This window comes from Meishania litoralis, assembly GCF_042611095.1.
Classification (GTDB): domain Bacteria; phylum Bacteroidota; class Bacteroidia; order Flavobacteriales; family Flavobacteriaceae; genus Meishania; species Meishania litoralis.
The window spans coordinates 598,303-625,077 of record NZ_JBHFPV010000001.1; the positions used below are offsets into that span (position 1 = coordinate 598,303).

At 42.8% G+C, this 26,775-nt stretch carries 20 protein-coding genes; 1 reads left to right on the plus strand and 19 read right to left on the minus strand.

The window, feature by feature from the left end:
• Positions 1 to 7: 7 nt before the first annotated feature.
• The 7 genes from ACEZ3G_RS02730 to cyoE all read right to left on the minus strand — a co-directional run bounded on the left by ACEZ3G_RS02730 (position 8) and on the right by cyoE (position 5,020).
• Positions 8 to 535: a DUF420 domain-containing protein gene (locus ACEZ3G_RS02730; protein WP_432423940.1), complete on the minus strand. Its 528-nt coding sequence runs from the start codon at positions 533 to 535 to the stop codon at positions 8 to 10.
• 1 nt (position 536) lies between these two features.
• Positions 537 to 1,262: an SCO family protein gene (locus ACEZ3G_RS02735; protein WP_432423941.1), complete on the minus strand. Its 726-nt coding sequence runs from the start codon at positions 1,260 to 1,262 to the stop codon at positions 537 to 539.
• Positions 1,252 to 1,896: a hypothetical protein gene (locus ACEZ3G_RS02740; RefSeq protein ID WP_432423942.1), complete on the minus strand. Its 645-nt coding sequence runs from the start codon at positions 1,894 to 1,896 to the stop codon at positions 1,252 to 1,254. Before ACEZ3G_RS02740 ends, ACEZ3G_RS02735 begins: the two co-directional genes overlap by 11 nt.
• Before the next feature lie 124 nt (positions 1,897 to 2,020).
• Positions 2,021 to 2,404: a cytochrome C oxidase subunit IV family protein gene (locus ACEZ3G_RS02745; protein WP_432423943.1), complete on the minus strand. Its 384-nt coding sequence runs from the start codon at positions 2,402 to 2,404 to the stop codon at positions 2,021 to 2,023.
• A 63-nt stretch (positions 2,405 to 2,467) separates the two neighbouring features.
• Positions 2,468 to 3,442: a cytochrome c oxidase subunit 3 gene (locus ACEZ3G_RS02750; protein WP_432423944.1), complete on the minus strand. Its 975-nt coding sequence runs from the start codon at positions 3,440 to 3,442 to the stop codon at positions 2,468 to 2,470.
• A 96-nt stretch (positions 3,443 to 3,538) separates the two neighbouring features.
• On the minus strand, positions 3,539 to 4,120 hold the full coding sequence (locus ACEZ3G_RS02755) for a cytochrome c oxidase subunit 3 (protein ID WP_432423945.1): 582 nt from the start codon (positions 4,118 to 4,120) through the stop codon (positions 3,539 to 3,541).
• Positions 4,121 to 5,020: a heme o synthase gene (gene cyoE, locus ACEZ3G_RS02760; protein WP_432423946.1), complete on the minus strand. Its 900-nt coding sequence runs from the start codon at positions 5,018 to 5,020 to the stop codon at positions 4,121 to 4,123.
• A 114-nt stretch (positions 5,021 to 5,134) separates the two neighbouring features.
• On the opposite strand from cyoE, the gene ACEZ3G_RS02765 reads away from it, so the two are divergent.
• On the plus strand, positions 5,135 to 6,019 hold the full coding sequence (locus tag ACEZ3G_RS02765; protein ID WP_432423947.1) for an MBL fold metallo-hydrolase: 885 nt from the start codon (positions 5,135 to 5,137) through the stop codon (positions 6,017 to 6,019).
• 67 nt (positions 6,020 to 6,086) lie between these two features.
• Here ACEZ3G_RS02765 and ACEZ3G_RS02770 read toward each other — a convergent pair whose 3' ends face one another.
• From ACEZ3G_RS02770 to ACEZ3G_RS02825, 12 genes are all read right to left on the minus strand, one after another.
• Complete coding sequence (locus tag ACEZ3G_RS02770) at positions 6,087 to 6,806, minus strand: energy transducer TonB (RefSeq protein ID WP_432423948.1); 720 nt, start codon at positions 6,804 to 6,806, stop codon at positions 6,087 to 6,089.
• 54 nt (positions 6,807 to 6,860) lie between these two features.
• A complete protein-coding gene (locus ACEZ3G_RS02775) occupies positions 6,861 to 7,262 on the minus strand; it encodes a VanZ family protein (protein ID WP_432423949.1) in 402 nt (133 codons plus the stop codon).
• Positions 7,255 to 7,635, minus strand: a complete 381-nt coding sequence (gene gcvH / locus ACEZ3G_RS02780) for a glycine cleavage system protein GcvH (RefSeq protein WP_432423950.1) — start codon at positions 7,633 to 7,635, stop codon at positions 7,255 to 7,257. Before gcvH ends, ACEZ3G_RS02775 begins: the two co-directional genes overlap by 8 nt.
• Positions 7,636 to 7,863: 228 nt before the next feature.
• Positions 7,864 to 15,093, minus strand: a complete 7,230-nt coding sequence (gene sov, locus ACEZ3G_RS02785; protein ID WP_432423951.1) for a T9SS outer membrane translocon Sov/SprA — start codon at positions 15,091 to 15,093, stop codon at positions 7,864 to 7,866.
• 5 nt (positions 15,094 to 15,098) lie between these two features.
• Positions 15,099 to 15,680, minus strand: a complete 582-nt coding sequence (gene ruvA / locus ACEZ3G_RS02790; protein WP_432423952.1) for a Holliday junction branch migration protein RuvA — start codon at positions 15,678 to 15,680, stop codon at positions 15,099 to 15,101.
• 118 nt (positions 15,681 to 15,798) lie between these two features.
• Positions 15,799 to 18,105, minus strand: a complete 2,307-nt coding sequence (locus ACEZ3G_RS02795; protein WP_432423953.1) for an NADP-dependent malic enzyme — start codon at positions 18,103 to 18,105, stop codon at positions 15,799 to 15,801.
• Between the two features lie 128 nt (positions 18,106 to 18,233).
• Positions 18,234 to 19,553: an MFS transporter gene (locus ACEZ3G_RS02800; RefSeq protein WP_432423954.1), complete on the minus strand. Its 1,320-nt coding sequence runs from the start codon at positions 19,551 to 19,553 to the stop codon at positions 18,234 to 18,236.
• Positions 19,554 to 19,751: 198 nt separating this feature from the next.
• Entirely contained in the window at positions 19,752 to 20,669 is a 918-nt protein-coding gene (queG, locus tag ACEZ3G_RS02805) for a tRNA epoxyqueuosine(34) reductase QueG (protein WP_432423955.1), read from the minus strand.
• 245 nt (positions 20,670 to 20,914) lie between these two features.
• The gene (locus ACEZ3G_RS02810) at positions 20,915 to 22,177 is read right to left on the minus strand and encodes a Kelch repeat-containing protein (RefSeq protein ID WP_432423956.1); all 1,263 of its coding nucleotides are present in this window, start codon (positions 22,175 to 22,177) and stop codon (positions 20,915 to 20,917) included.
• Positions 22,178 to 22,576: 399 nt separating this feature from the next.
• Positions 22,577 to 23,164 (minus strand): c-type cytochrome, encoded by a 588-nt coding sequence (locus tag ACEZ3G_RS02815; protein WP_432423957.1) that lies wholly within the window; start codon positions 23,162 to 23,164, stop codon positions 22,577 to 22,579.
• 26 nt (positions 23,165 to 23,190) lie between these two features.
• On the minus strand, positions 23,191 to 23,754 hold the full coding sequence (locus tag ACEZ3G_RS02820) for a hypothetical protein (protein ID WP_432423958.1): 564 nt from the start codon (positions 23,752 to 23,754) through the stop codon (positions 23,191 to 23,193).
• Between the two features lie 148 nt (positions 23,755 to 23,902).
• Entirely contained in the window at positions 23,903 to 26,767 is a 2,865-nt protein-coding gene (locus ACEZ3G_RS02825) for a hybrid sensor histidine kinase/response regulator transcription factor (RefSeq protein ID WP_432423959.1), read from the minus strand.
• Positions 26,768 to 26,775 lie beyond the last annotated feature (8 nt).

Genomic DNA, 26,775 nt, shown 5'->3' on the forward strand with positions numbered 1-26,775 from the left:
CGACAGTTCAATAATATGGTGAAATCATCAGATAAACCACTACACCCGAAACAGCCACATAGAACCAGATCGGAAACGTAATCTTTGCCAATTTTCGATGGCCGGCAAAATTCCCTGAATAGGCTCTGGCAAAGGTCTTCAGCACCAAAGGAATTATAGCTACCGAAAGAATTATATGCGATATCAGTATAAAATAATAGGCATACGCCATAAGGCCCTGGCCACCAAACTTTGTAGGAGCCGCGGTCATATGGTAGGCCACGTACATTATTAGGAATAGCACCGACAATGCAATACATGACATCATCAAAATACGATGCGTTTTTTGTTTTCCATTTTTGATGGCCCAGACCGCTATTAAAAGTAAGACCGCGGTAACCGCATTAATACCCGCATAAATAGGAGGCAAGAAACCCAGTCGTTCTACATTAGGAATTTTCACTCCAAATAGAATGGCGACCAGCACTGGAACGATAACGGACACAATTGTAATGGCTCTATTGAATTTTTTTTCGTTTGCCCCTATTTCACCCATGTTATTCTTCCAATAATTTTTTGATATCCTCTTTAAGAATGCTTATTTGCTCAGACTCCCCATGTTCATTTTTTCCTTGTTCTTCGGTAATCGCGCCTCTGTAATATATAATGGGATTTCCATAATCGTCGACCCTTGAACGGATGTAACCCTTTTTATCAATTAGGGCAAAAAGGCCCGAATGCTCAAACCCTCCCGGTACATCGGGAGCTTTTGCCGCAAAAATATTGAACCCAACGTTTGCCAATTCATAGATCTTTTCAGTATCTCCGGTCATCAAATGCCAATCTAAATCTGAAATTCCATGCGCTTCGGCGTATTCCTTCAAAACCTGGGGCGTATCGTATTCGGGTGTTATTGAAAAAGAAGCAATACCAAATTCATCTGATGCGCCAAACTCTTCTTGAATCGAAACAAGATTATTGGTCATGACAGGGCAAATGGAAGGACAGCTTGTGAAGAAGAACTCGACAACGAAAACTTTTCCCTTGTAATCCTTATCGGAAATCACCAAACTGTCTTGGTTAATAAACTGAAAGTTGGGCACCCTGCGTTTCTTTCCGTTCAAAAGAACATATGCCAATTCTTGGTCATTGTTCTTTACATTCATACGATCGTTCTCCACGACCGTACCCTCTTTTACGCGATCCACGATTCTCGGAACAAAGATAATACCGAATATCAAGACGATCAACGAAACCCAAACATACGTGTACTTACCTTTCACCTTGCATCAATTTTCTAGTGGTATTCTTCTTTAAGGCCAGACGGTATTCCGCCAAAATGATCTTTACATCATCGACCATCTTATTATTAAGGTCTGCAACCGAGGTAGCATCAAAACCATATTTAGTGCCCACATCTTCATCATCGTCCCTACCGCGAAGATTGCGGTCCTTGTCGATTATAAAGACGTACGGGGTCGATAGACTTTCATCCAATGACAAATTGGTATTTAATGAGCCGAACAATTCTGCTATATCTTGTTCTTGCATGAAGATGAAATTCCACTTGCCGGTGTCGGACAAGGCACCCAGCTCTTTCCTCAACCCAACCGTTTTTTCTTCGACACCCTCGGGAACGACCATGACAAATTGAAAATCATCAAATTCGTAAAATCTTTTGTATATCTTCTGATTGAGGTTGAAGGCATGGCCCTTTTTGTTGTCCAAATCATTTCCTAAAAAGCCCAATATGGTAATCTTATCGTTCAAAGTTATGGACGATGGACGCCCATTCAGACCATTTACCTTTTCTGTCAAGGTAGCCAGTTTCCCAAAATTATTCACTCCGGAGGCAAAAAAGAGATAGACCACCAGAGGCAATATGAACAGTACGAACAATACAAAGGATTTCTTCATTGACCAGAATTCGAAATTAGGTTGAAAACCCAGATACCCTATTGGGATTCTAATGGACAAAAATAAAAAAGACGGTTGTCATACCGTCTTTTTATGCTGTTAATATTGAAGTTTTCAACCTATTTTAAAAATTCCATTTCACAAAACCATCCTTGAAAACATTGTAAATGTAATCGGCTTCGAACAGAAGAATGAATACCAAATAAAGCACTAAGAATATCGGCGTCCATACTATGGCCCTTCTCAAGGCGCTTTTTTCATCCCTTAAGTGCATGAAATCCCAAGCGATATAATAGGCCTTTACCAAGGTCAATGTGATGAATATCCAATTCAGGAGCTTCATTCCCAAAAAGTAGGAATGCGTCAAAGAATGTGGTTTGATAATACCCAGAGCGACCTCCACTGCCGTTACTATGGTCAAAAACACCAGTACGCCCCAAATTTTTTGGGTATTGGATTTAAACTTTAAAAGTCCCCTGAAAATCTCAAGTTTATGTGCGTGTGCCATGCTAAAATACTCTTGTTTTATAAATTTTATGCTTCGATTCTATATGCGTCCGTATACCAAATACTAAACCAAATAGAAGAATGTAAATACAAATACCCAGACCAAATCTACAAAGTGCCAGTACAACCCGACTTTCTCAACCATTTCGTAATGACCACGACGTTCGTAGGTACCCAATATGACATTGAAGAAGATGATGATATTGATAACCACCCCTGAAAATACGTGGAAACCATGAAAGCCGGTAATAAAGAAAAAGAAATCGGCGAAAAGTCGGCTGCCATACTCATTGCGGATTAGGTTCGCCCCTTCCACGACCTGAGAGGCATCCCTTATTTTTTTCAAAGATTCCTCACGATTGAGCACCACCTTCTCACCATCTTCGTTAATGGTCTCGGTGCGGATAAGTATATTCGGATTGGCCATTAGGCCTTCTTTAACTTCGTTCACCGTGTAACTGGGCATATAACCCTCAGACATAAACCAAACCCCATCTTTGCGATCAAGTTCGGTACGCTCACTGGGAATCGTCTTTGCGAAATCGGCCAGTGCGGCCCTTTCACCGGTATCTGCCTTTACAAATTGCAGAATTCTACCACCCTTGGTCTCGATCGCACCGTAATCACCCTTGATAAAGGTTGCCCATTCCCACGCTTGAGAACCCACGAATATCGCACCTCCGATAATCGTAAGAAACATATACCATACAACCTTGTTCTTTTGCATTCTATGACCGGCATCAACGGCCAATACCATGGTCACCGAAGACATGATCAAGATAAATGTCATGAACGCCACATAGTACATTGGGTAATTGCCATGAAAGAAAGGCACGTGGGTAAAAACCTGATCGGCTATCGGCCATGTCTCGATAAACTTAAATCTCGAAAAGCCGTACGAGGCCAAAAAACCTGAAAAAGTCAAGGCATCGGACACGAGGAAGAACCACATCATCAATTTGCCATAACTTGCATTTAAAGGCCTGTTGCCGCCCCCCCAAACTTTCTCTTCAGTAGTGGTAGTTACCGTTGAATCCATATAGTTTTTAAAGTATGATTAGATTATTCGCAAATTTACATTTTTTTCGCCTATACAAAAGGGAATCTCTATCAAAACCATAATTACCCGAAAATATTATTTCACCAATAGCATAAACAACATGAGATAGACCCATAAAAGATCTAAAAAATGCCAAAAAGTGGCCCCCAGTGAAATACCCAACATTCTCTCGGGGGTGTATTTAGCCTTTATCTGATTGTACAAAACGACCAATAGCGATATGATTCCTGCGGCGACATGTACGATGTGGACGGCCGCGATCAAAAACACATACGACATCTTAATATTGCTGGTGGGGCCGGTAAAGTAATACCCTTGGGCGACCATCTCTGAAAAACCCTGGAATTGAAGTACGATAAATACAATTCCGAGCGCCAATGTCGCCCAAAGCAAGTTGGTACATGTGCTTCGTCTATTTTCCTTAATTGCTTTTTTGGCGAAAAAATAGGTAAGGCTGCTGATAATAATGACCGCCGTACTGACGAAAAAAGATGAGGGCAATTCCAAATCGCGCAACCAATCTTCGCGTGTACTGCTTACTATGTAAGCACTTGTCCATCCGGCGAAGGCCATAAGAAGACTTACGATACCAAACCACAGCATCATCTTTTTTGCCCTATCGTTCTTTTCGTACTGTGTTCCTTGGGTCAAATCCATTTAAACAAACTTATCGATTACGTAAACAATTTGCATAAGCGTTATGTAGCTCACACTGGCCAACATCAATTTTCTTGCGGACCCATTATCCCTTTTTTCGAATAAACGAAATGCGAAAAACAACATTACACAGCCCATTAAAAATACGAGGGTCGCTGCCGGAACCGAGAGTTCCAATCTTCCCGTAATTCCGAATACAGGTATTACTGAAATGACCATCATCCAAATAGTGTACATAATTATCTGTAGGGCCGTGCCTTTGTCTTTTTTTCCGGTCGGAAGCATTTTAAACCCTCCTTTTCTATAGTCGTCGTCCAACATCCAACCCAGCGCCCAAAAATGCGGAAACTGCCAAAAAAACTGAATCATGAACAAGGTGCCCGGTTCGATGCCAAAATCATTGGTCGCCGCTACCCAGCCAAGCATGAAGGGAATAGCACCAGGAAACGCACCCACAAATACCGACAGCGGCGTCTTTGTCTTCAACGGGGTGTAAACACTGGTATATAGAAATATAGAAATGGCACCGAACATGGCGGTCTTAGGGTTGAGCACATAAAGGGATACAACCCCCAACAAAGTCAAAACAATAGCAATGGCCAAGGCTTTGTTCACCGACATTCTACCCGATGGTATCGGTCGATTTTTAGTGCGGCTCATCAGAGCGTCAAGGTCTCTTTCGATAACTTGGTTATAGGCATTTGAAGCCCCTACCATACAATAACCGCCAAAAGCCAGCAACAGCAACGACCTCAAATCAACATTGTACGCCCCGAGCAAATAACCTGCGATAGATGAGAACACGACACTCACAGCAAGTCTTGCCTTGGTAATTTCTTTGAAGTCGGCAAAAACCAAACTCCATGAGCCGCTTCTTGCCGTACCCGCCACAGTTTTCATTGTTCTTTTGCGTAAGAGTGCAAAGATAACCCGCTACTATTTTTTTTACAACCAATCGACCCTATTTATCTTATCTTTGAATATCTACCATAACAACCAATGCATCAAACAATTATGAGAAAACTCAAATTACTTTTTCTTTGCTTGTCTTTTGCCTTTTTTTCAAGCAGTATCGTCGCACAAGACCAAGAGGTGAACATTGCGATTGACACCCTTTCAAATAATATCTATATGCTAACCGGACAAGGTGGAAATATCGGTATCTATGTTGGCCAAGATCATGCATTCATGATCGACGACCAATTCGGTCATTTGAGCGATAAGCTTAAAACCGCCATTAGCAAACTTACCGACAAGCCCATTGCATTTTTGTTCAATACCCACATGCATGGAGATCATACGGGAGGGAACGCAAACTTCAATACACCGACCACCACCATAGTGGCCCATGACAATGTTCGAAAGACCATGGCGGCAAAATCGGTCGAAGACCCGAAATTCGATATCAAAATGCTTCCTGAAGTAACTTTTTCTGACGATATCACCTTCCATGATGGTCATGAGACCATTATGGCCTTTCATGTACATACAGCACATACCGACGGCGATGCCATGGTTTATTTTTTAAAAAACAACGTGCTGCACATGGGCGATACCTATTTTGCCGGTCGCTATCCATATATCGATCTTAAAAGCGGAGGTACCGTGAATGGTTATATCGAAGCCCAGAGAAAGGCACTTCTCGTTATCAACGACGATACAAGGATCATTCCGGGCCATGGAAGACCTTCTAACAAGAAAGAACTTGAAGTTTCGGTAGCTATGTTGGAAGAAATCAAAAAAATGGTTCAAAAGGAAATCGATGCCGGAAGGTCATTGGAAGAGGTTAAGAAAAATACGGAATTGACGAAGAAATATGATTCGAAGTACGGGCAGAATTTCATCAACCCTGAACGTATGCGCGAGATTTTCTATACCAGCCTAACGAATAACGATTAAACCTGCTTGCATAAAAAAACCTTGACTTTGCTGTCAAGGTTTTTCGAAATCCTATTTTTTTGTGCTTCTATTGTAATTTGAAGGTAATCGGCAAACTAAATGGAACCCTTACGGCCCTACCCCTCTGTTTACCGGGCGTCATTTTCGGAAGTTTACCGATAATCCTGGCGGCTTCGGCCTCTAGGTTTTTATCCGGTCCACGCATTCTAACGCTACCTATACTACCATCTTTTTGAATCACGAAGTTCACATAAACCTTACCCTGAACACCCATTTCCTGTGCAATTTCCGGGTATCTAAAGTTCTTTACAACGTGTTTTTGGATCATGGTCTGGAAACAATCACGCATCGCTTTTGCACCTTTTCCTTTTTCTCCTTCACAACCTGGGTAAATAGGTACATCTTCAATAACCGCAAAAGGAACATCAACATCTTCCTCGACTTCTTCGACCGCGACATCTTCTATTTCTACGATTTCCTCTTCTTGGCTGGTCTCGGTAGATTCGATAACGGTCTCCTCCACTTCCTCTTCATCTTCGACTACTTCGATTATTTCGGGTGCTGCCGGCGGCGGCGGCGGTGGTGGGGTCTTGATCTGCTCCGTCATAGGAACTTCTTCGTCAAGATCATCCTCAACGTTCATAGAAATGTCGTAATCGTTCGTCTTGTCATATGTCTTCCATTCAAAAGAGATGTAGGTCAACAACATGACCAAGAATAGGCCAATAACAAAATAGAGGCCACTATTTCTGCCAACATCTGCTTTCGGATTCTTTTTCAGTTCCATAATCTGTGAATTTTAATGTTCGCTAATTTAATTAAATAATTGAGAAAAAAACAACTATTGCCTCCAATTTAACCGCGTATTTCTAGAAAAAAAGAAATTTATGGCCAATACGCCCAACAAAGCGCCAATGCTATTGGCCAGAACGTCAAAAACATCGCCCTCTCTGTCGAGCGTGAATACATGCTGAATTACCTCAATAATTATACCAAAAAGTACCATTGCAAAAAAGGCCGAAAACAAGGTTTTTCGATAAGCACTATTTCCGTTACTGTATTCCCGTTTTGCCAATATTCCCAAAACAACCGCTACGAAATAGAATATAAAATGTACGGCCTTATCGAGATGCGGAATTTCAAAACTTGGAAGATCATCATCGTCGAAAGAAAATAAGCTGGACCATGTTACAAACACCATCCAGCTTAGAAATGCAATCTTGAAGAAATGCTTTTTAAGCACCAATCAATTCTTTGTAGTCATCGGCACTTAACAAGCCACCTATTTGTGAACTATCACTAATCTTTACCTTTATCATCCAGCCTTGACCATAGGGGTCACTGTTTACTTTTTCGGGCTCATCTTCCAACACTTCATTAAATTCGATAATCTCGCCGCTCAATGGCAAAAACAAATCTGACACGGTCTTGACCGCTTCAACAGTTCCAAAAATTTCTTCTTGTTCTAATGTCTCATCGACCGTTTCAACCTCCACATATACGATATCACCCAACTCTCCCTGTGCAAAATCGGTTATGCCAATAGTGGCAATATCACCATTTATCATTACCCATTCATGGTCTTTGGTATATTTCAATTCGGATGGTATATTCATTTTTCAAATTTTTATTGATCGAGCAAATGTAAACGATTCTTGTTATGTTTTCAACAAAGATCAAAACAAAAACGTGCAGGTTTTTTTTAAATCTCAAGATTTCTTAATGACAGCTACTTTATTACTTGGACCCCGGTCATTTGATCAAATACCTTGTTGGTCGCGGTCAAAAAATTCGCGATTAAACTTATGCGGAACAAAACTGAAACTGTTTGAGAACAACCTAAATTAGTTTCCGAAGTTATAACGTAGTGTGAAACCCGTATTGATCGTGGTTTGCGGAAAAGCGGTAGATACCGCGAATTTTGAAAATGAATGATCGTAGAAAAACAAAGCGGCCAAATTCTTGCTCAGGGCATACTCGGCACTGAACTTTATGGACAAAAGATTCTGACCCGAGGTAATTTGATTGTTATCGATGTCGAGGTTTCGAATAATGGTAATGTTATCTCTTAGGGTCATATCGGCCTTGAGGTTCAGATCACCTTTCAACCGTGTTTTGTTACCCCCTATGTTCGTCACAAATTGTACGTCTTTTATACGATAGCCCAGACCCAAGGTATATTCCTTACCGTTTATCTCGGTCATCAGGTTGTTGTCGAAACTCAGCGACATGGTCCTATCGGTACGCATCTCTGCAAGGACACTCACTGAATTTTGCATCTCAAAGTCGACGCGCATCAGCGGATTGAATTGATCGGTCAACACCACATTATTTAGGATAAGCTCGGGCAGAAAATCACCGTTCTCATCAACGGGGTTCTGCCCTTCTGAAAGTAGCTGGGTTCGCTCCAGATTCGTTTGGAAAGAATTCATACTGTAGGCAGCACGGTAACCGTGACTCAATGAAAAACGTTTAAACTTCTTTTTGAACCATTTGTTGCGCATCAATCCCGTGTACTTGATATTCCAATTGGGTATGGGTATTTGGCGAAAAACATCAAGATTCACCCGATCGGCATCTTGACCGGTATAGGCGGCAAAGAAAGCGGGCAACAAGACATCTTGCTGGGTATTGCCATAACCCACAGGGAAACTACCATCGGTGGTCGGTGTTTCTCCACGTTCGGCGGCCAGCCGGTTGGCAATGGTAATTCTATTTTCTTTGAATTTTTCAAAGGTAGCGGAAGTAAATTCATCGCTTTTGCCAAAGGCCGTACCGATCATCATCGTCGAAATGCTAAAATTGCCATAGTCGTTGACCAATCCGTTTTGCTCTTGCAACCAAGCTTGAAGATCGTAGTTCTCTTGACGGCTTTTCGAGTATTGACGATCCGCAACCAAATCAATGGTCAAGTCTTGGGTCGGTTGGGCCGTTGCGGTAATATTCAACTGCCTACTGGTATTCTTCATATATTGTTCGTTGAACTCATTGAAGTTGGTCAACCAACCCCGTTTTGCGGCCTCATAGCGCACATCGGACTGGCTACCGAACACAAAGCCAAGACTGGGCCTTGCGGTACCAATAAAACCTATCGACTGGGTATAGCCCGGTAAGACCGTTCCGTTGGTTTCACTGAAGTTGATATTCAGACGCTTGACCATGGTCAGAACATCCACAGCGGTGTTAAATAATCCGCTTGTCTTACCCTTGGTCTTTTCTTTATTCGATGCCGGATTCCCTGCTTTGTCCCTTCGAACCGGTGCCTCATTCGCGGTGGTCTTGCCATCTCGTTTTTTAAGCCCTAAAAGATCATAAAGTTTCTGAAGCCCCATCGAAGCGGTCAAATTGTGCGTGTTGGCATTCTGTACCGTATTGATCGATACCGGATTTAACTGGCTGACAGGAATATTCGGATTTTGGGCAACCGCAACCGCCTGATTCAAGGCATCGCCACCGCGCTGCCAATCAAAATTACTGGTATAACTGTACTGCGCGTTCATGAAATCAAGTGCCGGAATCTTGGCAAAGGGAAGCTCGTAGTTCAGTTCCATTTGCTGTGCATGACGATTAGGAACGCCGATATCGAAAAAGCCATCCCACAAATCCAACTCTTTAAGTATTTCAAGATTGCCTTGGCCATCACGTGTTTCACCCAGATAATTTCGTACGATATTGTTGTTACTACCCGTAAGGTTCAGGCGAAGTGATTTCGTCAAAGCGTAATTGATCGCATATTGCCAATTGAATTGATAGTTGCGCTGTTGAAGTTCTGGCAACTCCAATCTTTCGACCCCCTCTTCAACAACATCCCTAAAACGTTGCTGGTTGAATTGTCGATTGATATTCGAATTGACCGAGATCGTAGCGGGCAGCAAGCTCAAGTTCAACTCTTTGAGCCATTTCCAATATTTACCCGTAAATAATGAGTCCTTTTTTGCAAAAGGCGCCAGTTCGACCGGTTCAAAACTGTGATTGTACACAAAACCTGTATTTACGTTTTGATCCCGCAGGCTGGCGATCTCAAAATCGCGATGATCGGTCTCATTATACGAATAATTGAAGGTAAAGTTTTCAATGTCATAAAAATTGGCATCCGCCTCTTCGCCACGTTCCTTGCGTACCCCTATAAAATTGATGCTCGTGCGCTTGGTGTAGTCCTCCGCCTGTTCTTGAAGATCGTCGGCCGTTTCTTGATCCGGTGCCGAAGCTACCAAATCATCCAATTTCAGGTCATCGTATACCGGATCAAATTCCGGGGTAATGAGTTCCTCAGAAATACCATAATTAAACGGTAGTTGAATTCCCCACTTTTTTGGCAACAATTGACCCAAGTTCACATTGGTGACCACATCGTATGAAATCGCATCTTCGCGTAATCGCTCGTTGGGCATTTGATCAATGGCACCGAAACCTGAAGTGCTTCTTCCACCCGTGGCCGACACATTGGCAAAATCAGCGATATTGGCATCAACAGCGGCAACAGCGGCCCACCCGCCATTATTGTCGAGTCCGGCCAAACGTAGCTCATTGAACCAGACTTCGCCCCTAGCGGGCAAATTATCGGTATTCTTGACCCCTACCATCATGCTTCGAATGCTGCCCAAGGAAGGATTTCCGCGAATCCCTACACGAAGGCTTCCCTCGGGTCTCGGGGCGAATTCAGCGACGGGTATTATCTCCCCATCCACAATATCGAAAAATTGTACTTCGCTCAAGGCGATGTCATTTCGGTTGTTGATACGGATCGACTTGATCTTGTTCAGGTCGGCAAGAGCGATTTCCAGCCTATTTGCTTCAGGCCAAATCTCACTTTCTGAGGAAGCACCATGGGGCGTGAATTCCAAAGGCAATTCCATCTGATAGAAGTTCTGCGAAAAATCGGTACCGATCCTTAGGAAACCTACCAGTGGTTTTGTTCCGCTCGGAAAATCACTTTCGTCGATTTCTTCGGCATGAATGAACATTTTTATTTTTTCGTATTGGCGTACATCGATATTGATATTCTTGAATACGCCACGCGAATCTTCTGACTGTAAGTTTTCTACCAAAAAGGAAAGCGAAGCCTCATTTTGGCGAATAATGGTATTGTTATTGTTCAACCTTTCGCGAATGACCCCTGGAGGCAATATATAAGGTATGGGCTGTCTTCTTTCATTTTCTTCAATATTGACCGTGTTCACATCGACCGTAGTGCCATCATCGGCAGGGTTGTTGTCTATGTCCTCATCTTGGAGCGTCTTGGTGTACGCCCGCCAATCGCCTTTGCCGAGGTCAAGAGTTGCAAACCGAAGCACTACGTCATTCGAAAAACCGGTAAGGTACATGCGCATAAAACTTATGGACCGAAAATCGGTAATACCCCCTTCGGTATCGGTAAAATCGCTCAACGGTATCTTGTATTGGATCCATCTACGGTTCAATGTAGAGCCATCGGGCAACTCGGGAGTAACATCTTCTTTGATGTCGGTAACATATTTGTCATTTATCGTTGTGTTCGGTTTGATGGCGATACGGTACTCATAATAACTGTTGACGGTATTCATGGTAAGGTCACGGTCAATATCCTCGACATCGGGCAAGGTCGTCGAACCCCGATTCGTATTGGTTACCTCGACAGGTGAATTACCGTCGGGGTTGTTAAAATCTTTATAGCGCTCCAAGATACTTCCATCGCGATTTAGGTAATAGGTATAATTATCCAAAGCTGGGTCTTCTGGCGGACCATTATAAATCGGTTCGGTCTGACCTTCGGGTATCTCACCCTCTGCTACATCATCAAGACCATCGTAGCCCACATCTTGTAAAGTACGGTTGTTCTCATCGGCATCAAAGGCATAGACCAATGCTTGGGTAGAGGGTACCTGACCCCAATCGGTGGGTCGAACCGGGTCGGTCGTCTGTGTCGGAAGGCCGTTTTCATATTGTTTACGCCCGTCTTTCAATACATCTTCAGAAATATTGCCCAAGTTGATGACCAACTCGCCATCGTCGGTGGCCAACCCGTCAACATAAGGATCTAGCACCCAAAATTGTACAAATTCTACGTTGGCCTGTTCAAAGTTGGTACTGCTCAACGAGCGCATTATGCCCCCCCATTTCTTTTCTGCAAGCGTCGTTTCAAAATCGGGATTCGTATTATAGGGTCCTTTTTCGTTGGGATAATAGGCCAAATCTAAAGTGCCCTGAACAGTCGTTTGGCCTTGGGCAATATCGATCTGGGGAAACACCTCATCGATAAAAATCCGCCGCGTCGCATTGGTCGAGATATCACTATCGCTGATTTCAGAAGGCCGTTGGTTCGTATAGAAAATCGGGTCGATGGTGTACCAAGCCATTTTGGCCCTTCCTTGGCCCGTTATCAATCCTGTATCCAAAGGGTCGGTCAAAAATTCTATAGGCGGACTGGCCATCGACCACCCCAAGGAAGAACGGATATCGATCAATGCCTGTGCCCCTTCGAAATCATCGAGATAGGTCGTTGTCTCCCCCTGAAAATCGGCATTTTTGGGCGAGTTCGGGCGCAACCAGGCTACCTCGCCACGAACGGACAAGTTCGATGGCACATCGGTATCGATATTGGGCAAATGATTGACCATTCGGGTCAAAAAGGGAATCTCTGTCGAAAAATTACCATTGACACCAAAAATTGTATTGTTCACGGGTTCGGTGCCATAATTTGATTTTTGGGTCAACGGCCTCTCGTTCAAATTCAAGAGGGTTGCCCCCATCACAAAATTTTTGTTGAACTGATGTTCTACATTGACACCCGTAAACCTTCTCGTCTGTTGACCGAAAACGGCATTGTTCTCTACCGAGATATTGATGGGCGTGTTCGATGCCTCTAAGCTGGGATCCAATATCTGTACCGTACCGGCCTGATAATTGACCGTATAGTCAATACCTTCTTGCAACTGGCGGCCACCCGCGGTTACCCGTACCGATCCACGAGGTACATTGAAGGCCCCAATAGGAATACCATTGCTGCCTTCGGACTTATAACGTCCTTTTAATTGGAACCTATTTTTTTCCGCATCTTCAAAAGAGGCCGCCTTTGTAGATGAATATAGGTTCCTATAGACATATTTTTTTTGGTTTTCATTATATCCTTGATCATCGTCTACGTCATAGGTTCCGCCACCCAAACGTTCGAACAAGTACTCGCCAAAAGGTTCGACCTTGGTAAAGATGATAAGCCCTTGTTGCATGTTGACCGTAATACCGGGAACAAAATCGAAGAAACCGTCACCACCGCTCTGCACATCGTTATATACGTTGAGGCGATCTAGATTGAAGACATCCAAAAGAATTCGTTCTTGAAATCCATCGGGCCATCCCGACCCAGGACCTTCTATTACAGGAGTAATATAATTTCTGGGTGTAGGATCGGAATAAAGGATATTCAATTTAAAATCTTCTTGGCTCAACCGGAAGGCCCCGGTGGCGTAGATATTCTTCATCATCAAATCCCAGATTGGATCCGAGACATTTGTAATATTGCTTTTTAAAAGCTTTAGAATGAGGGTGTTGTTATCGATTATCGGATTCGTGCCGTTGATGCCGCCTGTCACCGTTGTCGCATCCAAACCTCCGTTGGCGAACTCACCTACTTGGTACACTTGTCCGTTATAAGTATACTGATAGGCCACGCCCAAAACCTCATCGTTGCTCAAACGTTGATTCAGCGAAATATAGCCCAACTGCGAATTGAAGGTGTAATCACGGGTCAACTCAAGTTTTCTGGCGTTTTCTAGTATGGCATAATCAAATCCCTGATTGGGACTGTAACCATTGGCGAACCTTGATGAATTAAATCCGCTTTCAACGGTAGCGATGTCACGAATGTCATCGTTCAATGCCCCCGTTCCGATTTGTCCGGGATCAAAATCGTTGGCATCATTGCGCGGCAATTGAACCCCGGCCACATCGAAGAAACCAGAGGTGCCCCCATTGGCCCTTCCGACCCGTGTATTCTCAGGGTTCGGCTCGCCCAAATCTTGAATACCGACGACATTTCTAACGTTCGTGGTAAGTTGGCTCCGGTTGGTTACCCAAACCTCAAGCCGGGTTATCTGTACCTGGCTCTTTATGTAGGGATAGTTGGCCAAAGCCTCGTCATAATTATTCCTGAAAAAATGGGAAAGAAAGAAATGTTTGTCCTCGTCATAATCCAATGCCGTCAACGAAAATTCGTTTATGGTGCCGCCTCCTTGGGCGACCACCGTATTGTTCTGTGAACGCTGCTCAGAAAATACTGCGGTAACCTTTGTCTTACCGAATTGCAATTGGGTCTTTACCCCAAAAAGGCTTTGCGCCCCGGTTATCAGCGAACTGTTCAGCGGCATATTGACATTACCGACCTCTATTTTCTGAAGGATGTCGTCTTCGGTAGGCGTATAATCCAACTTCACGATATTTTGAAAATCGAAGGTGGCCTCGGTATCGTAGTTGGCGGTAACCTGTAGCCGTTCGCCTATTTTGCCCAACATACTTAGACTGATCCGTTGGTCAAAATCAAAGGATAGATTCGTACGGTTTCTCGGCGAAAGTGATGGGTTGTCGTTCTTCTGCCAGATAACGCCTAGATCCATGGCCACTGAACCCTGTGGTATCACCTCGATCGTATTACCCCCGAAAACCGATTCGAAAAAGTCGTTGTTGATGTAGAAATTGGGAAGCAGGTTCTTTCGGGCCTCTTCGCTACCCTCCTTCTTGCCCGAATGGGCATCTGATTTTTCCTTAAAATAATTTTTGATATCCTCTTTGCGAACCATCTCCATGTACTGTTCAGGAGTCAGGATTATCGGATAGCCAATATCGAAATCGCCGATGCTTTCATTATAGATGTAGCGATCTAACTTTGGGTCATAGATATATTTGGAAACAATGCTGTCAGGATTGTCAAGCACCAATTTTCCCAAGGAAAAGCCTGTCTTGACAGAATCGCTCTCCTGTTCGGGCCGCTCTCCTTCATTAATTTCTTGCGCGTAGGAAAAATCCGCTACAGTCAGCAAAAGAACAGATAGGAAGAGTAGCTTAAATATGGATTTAAGAAATTGTTTTGCCCCGTTTTTCAAACTTATTACAAATTTTTCAGCGCCAGTTTAATGATGTTCTCGACGCTTAAGGTGGTATCTTGGCTTAAAACCTTTTCGACAGCCTTTTCAGCCTGTCTTCTGGCAAATCCAAGAACCTCTAATGCAGATAACGCTTCTTCTTTATTTGTATTGTTCGATTGAACGGAAACTTCGCCAATATCGTAGACTTTTAAAATCTTGTCGCGCAAATCTAAAATTACCCGTTGGGCCGTTTTGGCACCTATACCCTTGATGGCCTGTATCGACCGCACATCTTCGTTTGCGATCGCATCTCGGATCTGTAGTGGTGTCATCGAAGAAAGCATGGTTCGTGCGGTACTCGATCCAATACCTGAAACGGACAATAGCAAACGAAAAATCTCTCGTTCAGTTTTCTCAAAAAAACCAAAAAGAGTATGCGAATCTTCTTTGACCTGTAAATGAGTATATAGATTGATACTTTCCGTATCCTTTATTTGCGAAAACGTATGGAGTGAAATGTTCACAAAGTAGCCTACCCCACCACATTCAATAATAAGATGTGTCGGGTTCTTTTCTACAAGTTTGCCTCTTAAGTGATGGATCATGGAATTAAAGTTCAAATTACAAACATCAAGTTCAAAAAAAGGCCAGCTGATGAACGCTAATGCGCCGATGATAGCAATCTAATGCTACCTAGTATAGCCCAGTCAATACTGACAACCGCTACCGATTACCATTCACCATTGTCTTGGCCTTCTTTCTTTTTTCCCGTTCTTGTGCATCGATTGCGGCCACTGCCGCCATATTGACAATTTCATCGACACTTGCCCCTAAGGGAATGATATGTACCGCCTTGCGCAGGCCGACCATTATCGGCCCGATACTATCGGCATGGTTAAGTTCCTTAAGCAACTTGTAGGTAATGTTCGCTGATTCCAAGTTGGGAAAAATAAGCGTATTCACCTTCATGCCGGATACTTTTGAAAAAGGAAATTTACTCGAACTCAATTCTTTGTTCAGGGCAAAATCGGCCTGGATCTCGCCATCTACCAAAAGGTCAGGATCTGTTTCGTGCAAAATACCGACCGCCTTTCTCACCTTGTTTGCAGAAGCATGGTTTGAAGAACCAAAATTCGCATAGGATACCAGAGCGATGACCGGACTAAAACCAAATGTTTTTGCAACATTGGCCGCCATTCTTGTAATCTCGGCCAATTCTTCGGCATTAGGATCTATGTTTATCGATGTATCGGCCAAGAAAATCGGACCGCGGTCGGTTGCCATTATATGTACCGTCGATACCCTTTTGACGTTGGCCGCCCTTCCAATTACTTCAAAAATAGGTTTGACCAAGGTAGGATATGCCCTTGAATAGCCCGAAATCATACCATCGGCATCACCTTCCAACACCATCATAGAGCCATAATAGGTACGCTCGCGCATTTTCTGTCGGGCACCGTACAAGGTAACCCCGTCGCGTTGTCTATCATGGAAATATTTACGAGCATATTGTTCACGTTTCTTATCGGCCTCATCGGCATGCGAATCTATGACCATAATATCGGCGTCAAAATCAAGTTCTTTTTTCAAAGTCTTGATAATATGTTTTTTTCCTAAAAGTATAGGAACGGCGATTCCTTCTTCATAAGTGATCTGCGCGGCTTTCATAACGTCCAATTGGTCCGCCTCGGCAAATACGATCTTTTTTGGCTTCATTCTCGCCCGATCGTGCAATTGCCTGACGATTTTATTATCGTTGCCCGAACGCTGTAACAGTTCTTCTCGATACTTGTCCCAATCTTCGATAGGCATCCTCGCGACACCACTGTCCATCGCCGCTTTTGCCACCGCTGGGGGAACCTCTGCAATCAATCTCGGATCAAAGGGCTTGGGTATAATATATTCCCTACCGAAGGCCAACCGGGTCTTGCCGTAGGCAATATTCACTTGTTCGGGAACATTTTCCTCGGTCAATCTGGCAAGGGCCCTTACGGCGGCCATTTTCATTTCTTCATTGATCTTGGTCGCCCTTACATCTAACGCACCCCTGAAAATGAATGGAAATCCTAAAACATTGTTCACCTGGTTCGGATGATCTGATCGACCTGTTGCCATGATGATATCATTACGCGTCTTCAGCGCCAAGTCATAGTCTATTTCAGGGTTTGGATTGGCCATAGCAAAGACAATCGGGTCTTTTGCCATCGATTTCAGCATCTTTGGACTAACGATATCGGCAATGGATAGTCCAATAAAAACATCGGCATTCTTCATGGCCTCTTCCAAAGTATCGATTTTGCGGTCCGTGGCAAACTCGAGCTTTGCGGGGGAAATATTCTCGGCATCGCTTCTAATGACCCCCTTGCTATCCAACATGACGATATTTTCTGCCTTTGCCCCAAAAGCCTTGTACAACTTAGTGCAAGAAACGGCAGCTGCCCCAGCGCCACTGATTACAATATTTACCTTTTCAATTTTTTTCTTTGCGATCTTCAATGCGTTAAGCAGTGCCGCCGCCGATATAATGGCCGTACCATGTTGGTCATCATGCATTACCGGAATGTCGAGTTCTTCTTTTAACCTACGCTCGATTTCGAAAGCCTCAGGGGCTTTAATATCCTCTAAATTGATTCCGCCAAAAGTGGGCGCTATTATTTTTACGGTCTCGACGAACTTGTCAACATCTTTTGTGTCAAGTTCGATATCGATTCCGTCGATATCGGCAAAAATCTTGAAGAGCAGGCCTTTGCCCTCCATTACGGGTTTTGATGCTTCCGGACCGATATCGCCCAAACCCAAAACTGCCGTACCGTTTGAAATGATGGCCACTAGGTTGCCTTTTGCTGTATAGCGGTATACATTTTCCTTTTCCTTTTTGATTTCGAGACAAGGTTCGGCCACACCCGGGGAATAGGCCAACGCGAGGTCGCGCTGCGTTGCATAAGGTTTCGTCGGAACCACCTTTATTTTGCCCGGTTGGGGCTTAGCATGGTAGATCAAGGCTTCCCTACGTTGCTTTTGCTTGCTCATATAGTGCGATTTTTGAAAACAAATTTAAGGGTATTCTTTAGAAAAGTATGCTTGGAAAAGCTTTTAATCAGGCAGCAACGTTTTATAGAAGCAACATAGGATTATGAACACAGACTTTATCAATAAATCTATAAATCATCATTAATTTCTTTGCTAACATTTAAGCGCAAAGCGAGAAGCGCCGCAATAATAAAAAAGGCCCCTGCAAAAAGCATGGCATTTATTGCACTTCCGCCCAAAAGATACTTGTAGATTGGGCCAAAGCTCAAGGTTTCGATTCCCATGGGTATTACGATCATCATGTTCAAGATACCCATATAGACACCTCTTCGTTCTTGTGGAACCACTTTCGACACCATCGTATAAGGTATTCCCATCATTGCCGCCCAACCAATACCGAACAAAACCATAGGCGCCAAAACCAGTATGGGGTCTTTGATAAATGGAATTGAAAATAGTGCCAAGCCCGTACCTATCAAGCTGTAGGCGTATATTTTTTTACCTCCATATTTTAAGGTCAGCGGAACTAATGCAAGGGCAACGACCATGGTTACAATATTATAGGTCAGGCTCATTTGGGCCGATTGTGAAGCAGCCTCGGAGGTGGAATAGCCCAAAGTCGCCTTGAACAGAGGTGTTATGTACTGCCAATACACAAATAGCGCATACCATTGAAAAAGATAGACCGCACCCAATTTCCACATGAAAGAAGGCATTTCTTTTATTGCTTCGGCTATTTCTTCAAATGGTTTGGCGATTCGACGGCCAAACGAAAGGCTTCTATTGCGCTGAATTTCAGAAAGTTCCCCTTCGGAAGGAGGGATTTCAGGCGTTTTCAATACCGACCACAATATGGTCGTTATCGACAGGATGCCCCCGATATAAAATGAATAATACAACCATTTCGGAATCTCGCCTGCAACTTCAATCGAATCGCCACCGAACAAATATTGGAACAAGACAATCGATCCATTCGCCAAAAGTATTCCCGCTCCTACAAAAAGACTCTGCATTTGGTAACCCAAACTCAGTTGTTTTTCGGGTAATTTATCGCCAACAAATGCGCGATAAGGCTCCATTGCCATATTATTTCCCACATCGAGAATCCACAGTAATCCGACCGCAAACCATAAGACAGGACTTGTCGGAAAGGCAAATAAACAAAGACTTCCTATTATGGCACCTATCAAGAAATAGGGTTTTCTTCGGCCCCATCGCGGTGACCAAGTCTTATCGGACATGGCACCGATAATAGGTTGTACTATGAGTCCGGTGACGGGACCGGCGATATTCAAAATCGGCAACATATCTTCCGGTGCGCCCAGATAAAGAAAAATAGGGTTAATAGCAGTTTGTTGAAGGCCAAAACTATATTGAATGCCTAAAAAGCCGACGTTCATATTGAAAATCTGCCAAAAACTAAGGCTCGGTTTTTTTATCAAGTTCATTTGAAGAAAGTTTGGTCGTAAATCAGTCTAACAATATAACATATAAACAAATAGAAAACCTAAATTTTACTCGATAATCGAGATTTAAACCTGCGGGGCGGCCAAATGCTCCGCCGCTTACCCGACAAACATTCAGCCAAGTAGTTTACTATAAAAAACACCGCACGGCGATACTCAGGACGCCCTATTCAGGCTTGGTCAACCTAAAAAATCGATATTTCTTTTCAGCCCCGAAAACTTGGTGCGCTTGACCGCGGATTTCTGAAATACTTTTTTAAAAACATCTTCGGTAATCTCCTCCCAATCCTTTTTAGACATGGACAACAACTCCGGATGCGGGTCGAACAAAGGCTCATTATGGGCTTTTGAAAACCGATTCCAAGGGCATACGTCTTGACAAATATCACAACCGAACATCCAATCGTCGAATTGTCCTTTTACCGAAGAAGGAATCTCGTTCTTCAGTTCAATCGTAAAGTATGAGATACATTTGCTGCCATCGACCACATACGGTGCTACTATGGCCTCGGTGGGACAGGCATCGATACATGCGGTACATGTACCGCAATGGTCAGTCACGGGCATATCATATTCAAGTTCCAAATCGACTATCAGTTCGGCAACAAAATAGAAAGAGCCCACTTCCTTGGTCAATAGATTGCTATTCTTGCCAATCCAGCCAAGACCGCTTTTGGCGGCCCATGCCTTGTCCAACACCGGTGCTGAATCTACAAAGGCCCGCCCGTCGATGTCTCCGATTTCATCTGAAATAAACTCTTGGAGTTTCCTTAATTTGGACTTTATTACGTGATGATAATCTTGTCCGTAGGCGTATTTGGAAACCTTATACGAATCAGAGTTTTGCCTTTCGGAAGGATAATAGTTCAACAACAGCGATATTACCGATTTGGCCCCTTCGACCAATAATCTCGGGTCCAACCGCTTGTCAAAATGATTTTCCATATACCCCATTTCACCGTGCATGCCTTGATTGAGCCATTTTTCCAATCGCGGGGCTTCTTCTTCCAAGAAACAGGCCTTTGAAATTCCACAAGACAAAAAACCGAGGCGCTTGGCTTCGGTTTTTATCAAATATGTTCGTTTACTTAAAGACATAGATCGAAGTTAAACATTATACCACCATTGATACAGAAAAAATGCTTGATTGTCATAATGAGTTTCAGTGTTTTTATTCTTATAAACTATAAACATGAGCATGTTTTCAATTTTTATTATGTAAATCGGATAGTAAATATTTGGAAGCAGGCCATATAAAAAACGACCGAGGTGCCTAAAAGTTAGCACCTCGGTCGCAAATAACTTGAAAGGGCACAAAGCCCAAAAAAGATTAAAACTTATATCTATTTACCATCCATGGCCCACACATCATTCATAAAACCATTGTCTAACCCACCAATGACCCATACCTGATCGTTGAATACAACTGTAGAGTGCTCACCTCGGGCCGCAAAATTAGCAAGTGGGAAGGATTGTGCCCAACTTATGCCATCGTCACTGTACCATATATCATTCACTGCTGTCGTAGAAAACCCACCAATGACCCAAAGCTTATCTTGGAAACCAGTCATTGTCATGTTTACAGGTGCTGCAGAAAAAGGTGCGTCTGAGGTGGCCTCGGTCCACGTCACACCATCTTCGCTATACCATACGTCTCTATAGTTAATATTACCGTTCCAGCCCCCAGTAACCCAAATCTTGTTATCAAAGACTGTAGTGGCATGTCCGGACCTGACCGGAAATTGTGCCGAGGCAGTCGCCTCTTCCCACGTAACACCATCGGTGGTGAACCAAACGTCATTCTTGTAGTCAACACCATCATAACCACCCATAACAAAAAGTTTGTCTCCTAACACAGCAGCGGTCAGCCCATCTCTAGCTCCAAAACCGGCCGCAGCATTCCGTTCAGTCCAATCTGTCCCATTCGCACTAGACCAAACATCTTGGCGATATCCTGTAACATCTTCACCGCCAATTACCCATAACTGATCCAGAAAAACGGCCGAGGCATGACTAAACCTACCTACAAATCCTGCCGCTTCAGTGACCAAGGACCAAGTTGCTCCATCGGTAGATGACCAAACATCATCTTGGAAAGCCACATCATCTTCTCCAGCAATCACCCAAATTTTGCCATCAAATACAACCGAGGTATGACCCTTTCGTGCTGTAAATTCGGCTGCGGCAGTAACTGGTGATGTGGGAGCTGTTAAACCTCGAGTGGTGAAACCAAACACACCACTTGAAGTGGTTGCTCCATTAGCATCCTTAGCAACGACCTTCCAATTATAGTTCGTCGCAATATCAAGACTATTTGTTACCGCTGTAGTTGTACCTGTAAGGCCACCAATTAACAGTGTCGAAGGGTCCGAAGTCCTATCTAGAAAGACCTCATAACTTACGGCATCACCTTCTGGATCTGTTGCGGTCTCCCATGTAAATGTGGGCAGAAGATCAATCCCTTGTGCTCCATTGGGAGCTTCCAATAAGTTAAAAGCTTCAGGAGCCTTATTAACAGGGTCGATTGGCGGCGAGCCATCATCATTGCCGCATGAAAACGTAACAACCACTGTTAAACATAAAAAACTAAGACGAGTTATTTTCATAATCTTATTATTTTGACTTAATATTTGATTGCTTACTTAAAAAATCCAATTCGCAGATATTTTCTAAATAATATTAGAACCAACAACTTCGTTCGATAAGTGAATGACAATCACTGATTTTGCGAACAAAAATAATAAAACTTTAATCGGTTGTTAATGATTTTTCGACGTATGGAACATTTTATGTCGAACGAAATTCCGGTATAGGGCGATTCATGCCATGAAACAAGGGGTATTTGTTTTGAATGGTTGATTTTGACTCCTAATTGGTTGTTAATAAAAAACTACCTAATTACTTATAAAAAAACCGAGGCGCTTGGCTTCGGTTTTTATCTTTTGTGTCATCATACTTCGGTTCATATTCCGAAGGTACGTTAATTTTTAAATTTACTTATGGCATCAAGATGAAGGTGGAATGTAAGCCGGTACTACATTTTCTATGGGCTTTATCGATTTAAGATAAGAGAAAATGGCCTCTATATCTTCATCTGTCAGATAGGCATAATGCCTGGGCATGGGGGGCATTATAGGTCTGGAACTTTCCAATCCCTTGAATTTGGCCTCCCGTAAAGCCCTGGTAAACTGCTCCAAGGTCCACGTGCCTATACCCGTCTCATGAGGCGTTAAGTTTCCTGCAAAAGAAGTACCCCAAGGACCTACGGCTGCGGTCAGATCCCCTTTAAAAAGAACCCAAGGCCCTAATAGAACATTTTCAGGCACAGGGGGAAGCCCTGCGGCAGTCTCAAAGCCCATCATATACTTTTCAATATCGTTTACGGGGCCATGCTCCGACATTTTTTTTGGCGTATGGCAATCCGCACATCCAAGAACATCGACCATATATTTACCCCGTTCCACTTTGTTTGGGGCATCTGCTTTACTTTCGGTTTCGCTCGAAGCGATAGTAGTGTCCTTTGCTTTTTTCTCAGTGCAAGCCAATAGTATCGTCACCAAAGCTGCCATTATAAATGTGATTTTGATTCTCATATATTTTTAATTTAGAAATTCGACATCTAATTGTTGGATGGATTCGATACTGGTACATCTGGATTAAACGCGGCAAATACACCGTCTGGATTTTCAAGAATCACCCAAGCATGTAATGTCCATGAGCCACCGGCCACATTTGGATTGTAATGCCAGTGATCCATATCACCTGCAAAACCTTCAGGAGCTGTTGGGGAAATTGCTTTTGGCACGGCATATTCTACACCCACTAATTTTAGTTTGCCTTGTTCATTTGGAACATACAAGAGGATTTCTGGTTTCTCTATTTCAAATTCACCATCGATCAACCCCACGTTAATGTAGTGGAATCCCATATTTGGCACATAAGGAGATGGATTAAAAGGGTAAGGGTCGGCATAACCTGCCTTTTTGGCCTGTTCAAAACTATGGAAACGCATTGCCGCCTTCCGAACTTTTTTCAATTGGGATTCCAAGTTCTCCATTTTCGACTTTACAGAAACCATGTTCAAATCTGACTCTAAGTCAACTTCTTCCTTAGAGCAAGCGATAAAGATGAGTAGCGATACCATAAATGCCAATAGATTAATTTTTTTCAATGTTGTTTTCATAGTTTTTGAATTTTAATGAAACGATATTTATTTATTGGGAACCGTGGCACTAAATTCACAATAAGCCAAGAATGGCATTGCCACACATGTTGCACATGTTAACAGTTTTGTTTCATTCAAAACAACTTACTGATAAACAGATATTTAACTACTTTATATTTTTGTTGAGAGGCAGTTCACTAGGAGAGATACCAAATTTTTCCTTGAAGCTCTTCGCAAAATAGGAGAGATTTGAAAAGCCGACGCTATAGGCCACTTCAGAAACATTACCGGTATTATTCTGTAGAAGTTTGTGAGCAGTATTTAGGCGTATTTCAGAAATGAGCTGGTTGGCGGATTTATTGACCAGCGCCTTTAACTTTCGATGCAATTGTGCGCGACTGAACCCAACGGAACTGGCCAGAAGTTCTACTGAAAAAGTAGAATCGTCTAAATGCGCTTGAATGATTTTAATCACCCTTTGAAGAAATTCATCGTCCATGGAGTTCAATTGAAGTCCATCTACTAGCAAGCCATCGGTTTCCTTGACTTTTTGCCAAAGCCTTTCCCTTATGGAAATCAAGTTTTTTATGCGTACCAATAATTCATCGGAGGCAAATGGTTTGGTCAAATAGGCATCGGCCCCATGATGTAGTCCCTGCATCTTGTTTTCCTGTCCGGACTTCGCCGTTAATAAAATTATAGGGATATGACTGGTCTTGGCGTTGGTCTTTAGGGCATCGCACAATGTAAATCCATCTTTTTTGGGCATCATCACATCGCTAATAATAATGTCCGGTATTTTTTCCAGTGCAATTCTCTCACCTTCCTCCCCATCTTTGGCAAGTAGAATATGGTACGTTTTTTCCAGGATATTTTTGACATGGAACCTTAGATCATCATTGTCTTCCACCACCAGCGCAATGGGCAAATCGGTCTCGGATATTTCATGACCATTTACTTCAGCCGATACTGGTATAGCATTCTGCTTCTCATCAGATACGACCAATTTTTCACCCTCTACGACAATTGCTGATTTAGGAAGTCCTTCCAAGGTTATGGGAAGTTTTACATGAAAAGTGGTACCCTTGCCCAGGGCACTTTCTACTTTGATTTTTCCTTGATGCAATTCTACCAGCTCTTTGGTTAGCGCTAGTCCGATTCCAGAACCTTTGCCTTCTGAACTCTCAACTCTATAAAATCTATCAAATACATTTGAAAGATTTTCTTTTGAAATTCCCTTACCGGTATCTGAAACCGATATTTGAATACAATCGTCAATAAAACCGACGGAGACCGAAACCTTTCCACCGGCACCGGTATATTTGAACGCATTGGACAAAAGATTGTTGATTATTTTCTCCAATTTATCCCTATCAAAATATGCCTCCTTGGAATCTGAACTAAAAACAACCCCATAATCGACCTTCGATCGCTCGGCCATACTATCAAAAGAAAATATGACCGACTTAAGAAAGGGGGCAATATCGTTTTTTCTCAAAGAAAGTACCGCGGTACCGCTTTCCAACTTTGACAGCTCCAAAAGTTCGTTGACCAACGATTGCAGCCTTTTGGAATTTCTCTGCACGATACCAAATTCCTTTTGGTTCAAGGTTACATCTGCCTGACCATTTTCCATTTGAATTCTCTTGGCATTTTCTATAGGACCTTGAATCAATGCAAGCGGCGTTCTAAATTCATGGCTGATATTGGTGAAAAACCGGGTCTTTAAATTGTCCAAATCTTTCATTCGAAGCATCTCGGCCTGTGAACGTTCCGCTTCCAAACGTTCCAACTCCGCTTTCTTGGCCAAGGTCTGTCTTCTATATGCTATGCCAAAGGAATAAATAATGATCTGTAAGAAAATACCTGTGGCATACGGATCTAAACGAAATGGTGGAGTGATGAGTTGAAGGGACCAGAGCGTTCCAATAATAAGGGATAAACAGGCAACTAAAGAACCTATTCCAAAATATTTAGCAAAAAGATCTTTTTTAAGTATAAGCTCTATGGAAACCGCTAAACTTAACAGCGTATAAATATTCAATATTATATAATGGAAGCCCACACCGGTGAAATAGGTCTGTGGTTCTGCGATGATCACATAAATAGTTGTAAATACAATTTCAGCTAAGACGAGAAGGGCCAGTATCAACATTCTCTTATCCGTTTTAGGGAACTTTCTTTTTGAGTCAACAAAAGCCCTTCCAAAAAACCACCAAGAAAAAAATTGCCCATTGGCCAATAAAAACCAAATGACGTACCTAAGTGTAATAATATTGCCTATAATCAAACCAGTGGTCATGGCTTGAGTTACGGTGCAAAAAAATAACCAAAAACAAAACCACAGATATATAGAATCTTTTAAATAAAGGTATTGGAGAAAGTGATACACCAAAATAATAAAGGTGACCCCAAAAAGAAAAAGGTTAAAACTACTATGAAATTGATTGAATTCATGATAGAAAGGTTCATCGGGACTACGAGCGGTTAAATTGAAATATGCAGGATATCCGATACTATTACCTTGGGCCTTAATAACAAATGTAATGGTTTCATTTACTGGAATTTCATCCAGTTTAATAGCATTAAGAACCCAATTCCCTTGGTAATCCCTTTCATTCTTTGAATACTCTACCCCGGTCTTTTTATGGAAGAATAAACCTTTTTCCCCATAGGCATAAACATCAACTTTGCCATTACTTTTGGTCCAAGCTGGCGGACCTATCATTTTGTCCTTAAAATGCAGGGTCCAACCAACTAGAGGTTCTTTTGTTTTTAAACTAAGTTTCCCCCAATAGGTCTTGCCAACATCCAAATATCGCGGTAATTCATTTGCTTTGAGAGAAGAAAGGGTCGTATCAGAAAGTACCCTTTGGGGAGTTAATACTTTATTGCTATCGGCATACACCCTTAAAACATTATCCAATGAATGCACCGGATAGCGCGTATCAAAAACATATGTGTCTTCTTGTGAGCGTACTTGGCCCACCAAAAAAATCAAAAGAAAAAGGATATAGTATGAAAAACGCATCTAAGCAA

Excerpts from the sequence above, each read along its gene's own strand:
- ACEZ3G_RS02815 (WP_432423957.1), bottom strand. The coding sequence starts at position 23,164 with ATGAGAATCAAAATCACATTTATAATGGCAGCTTTGGTGACGATACTA.
- ACEZ3G_RS02755 (WP_432423945.1), bottom strand. The coding sequence starts at position 4,120 with ATGGATTTGACCCAAGGAACACAGTACGAAAAGAACGATAGGGCAAAA.
- ACEZ3G_RS02825 (WP_432423959.1), bottom strand. The coding sequence starts at position 26,767 with ATGCGTTTTTCATACTATATCCTTTTTCTTTTGATTTTTTTGGTGGGC.
- gcvH (WP_432423950.1), bottom strand. The coding sequence starts at position 7,635 with ATGAATATACCATCCGAATTGAAATATACCAAAGACCATGAATGGGTA.
- ACEZ3G_RS02745 (WP_432423943.1), bottom strand. The coding sequence starts at position 2,404 with ATGGCACACGCACATAAACTTGAGATTTTCAGGGGACTTTTAAAGTTT.
- queG (WP_432423955.1), bottom strand. The coding sequence starts at position 20,669 with ATGTCTTTAAGTAAACGAACATATTTGATAAAAACCGAAGCCAAGCGC.
- ACEZ3G_RS02765 (WP_432423947.1), top strand. The coding sequence starts at position 5,135 with ATGAGAAAACTCAAATTACTTTTTCTTTGCTTGTCTTTTGCCTTTTTT.
- ACEZ3G_RS02800 (WP_432423954.1), bottom strand. The coding sequence starts at position 19,553 with ATGAACTTGATAAAAAAACCGAGCCTTAGTTTTTGGCAGATTTTCAAT.
- ACEZ3G_RS02750 (WP_432423944.1), bottom strand. The coding sequence starts at position 3,442 with ATGGATTCAACGGTAACTACCACTACTGAAGAGAAAGTTTGGGGGGGC.
- ACEZ3G_RS02730 (WP_432423940.1), bottom strand. The coding sequence starts at position 535 with ATGGGTGAAATAGGGGCAAACGAAAAAAAATTCAATAGAGCCATTACA.
- ACEZ3G_RS02820 (WP_432423958.1), bottom strand. The coding sequence starts at position 23,754 with ATGAAAACAACATTGAAAAAAATTAATCTATTGGCATTTATGGTATCG.
- ACEZ3G_RS02740 (WP_432423942.1), bottom strand. The coding sequence starts at position 1,896 with ATGAAGAAATCCTTTGTATTGTTCGTACTGTTCATATTGCCTCTGGTG.
- cyoE (WP_432423946.1), bottom strand. The coding sequence starts at position 5,020 with ATGAAAACTGTGGCGGGTACGGCAAGAAGCGGCTCATGGAGTTTGGTT.
- ACEZ3G_RS02770 (WP_432423948.1), bottom strand. The coding sequence starts at position 6,806 with ATGGAACTGAAAAAGAATCCGAAAGCAGATGTTGGCAGAAATAGTGGC.
- ACEZ3G_RS02795 (WP_432423953.1), bottom strand. The coding sequence starts at position 18,105 with ATGAGCAAGCAAAAGCAACGTAGGGAAGCCTTGATCTACCATGCTAAG.
- ruvA (WP_432423952.1), bottom strand. The coding sequence starts at position 15,680 with ATGATCCATCACTTAAGAGGCAAACTTGTAGAAAAGAACCCGACACAT.
- ACEZ3G_RS02810 (WP_432423956.1), bottom strand. The coding sequence starts at position 22,177 with ATGAAAATAACTCGTCTTAGTTTTTTATGTTTAACAGTGGTTGTTACG.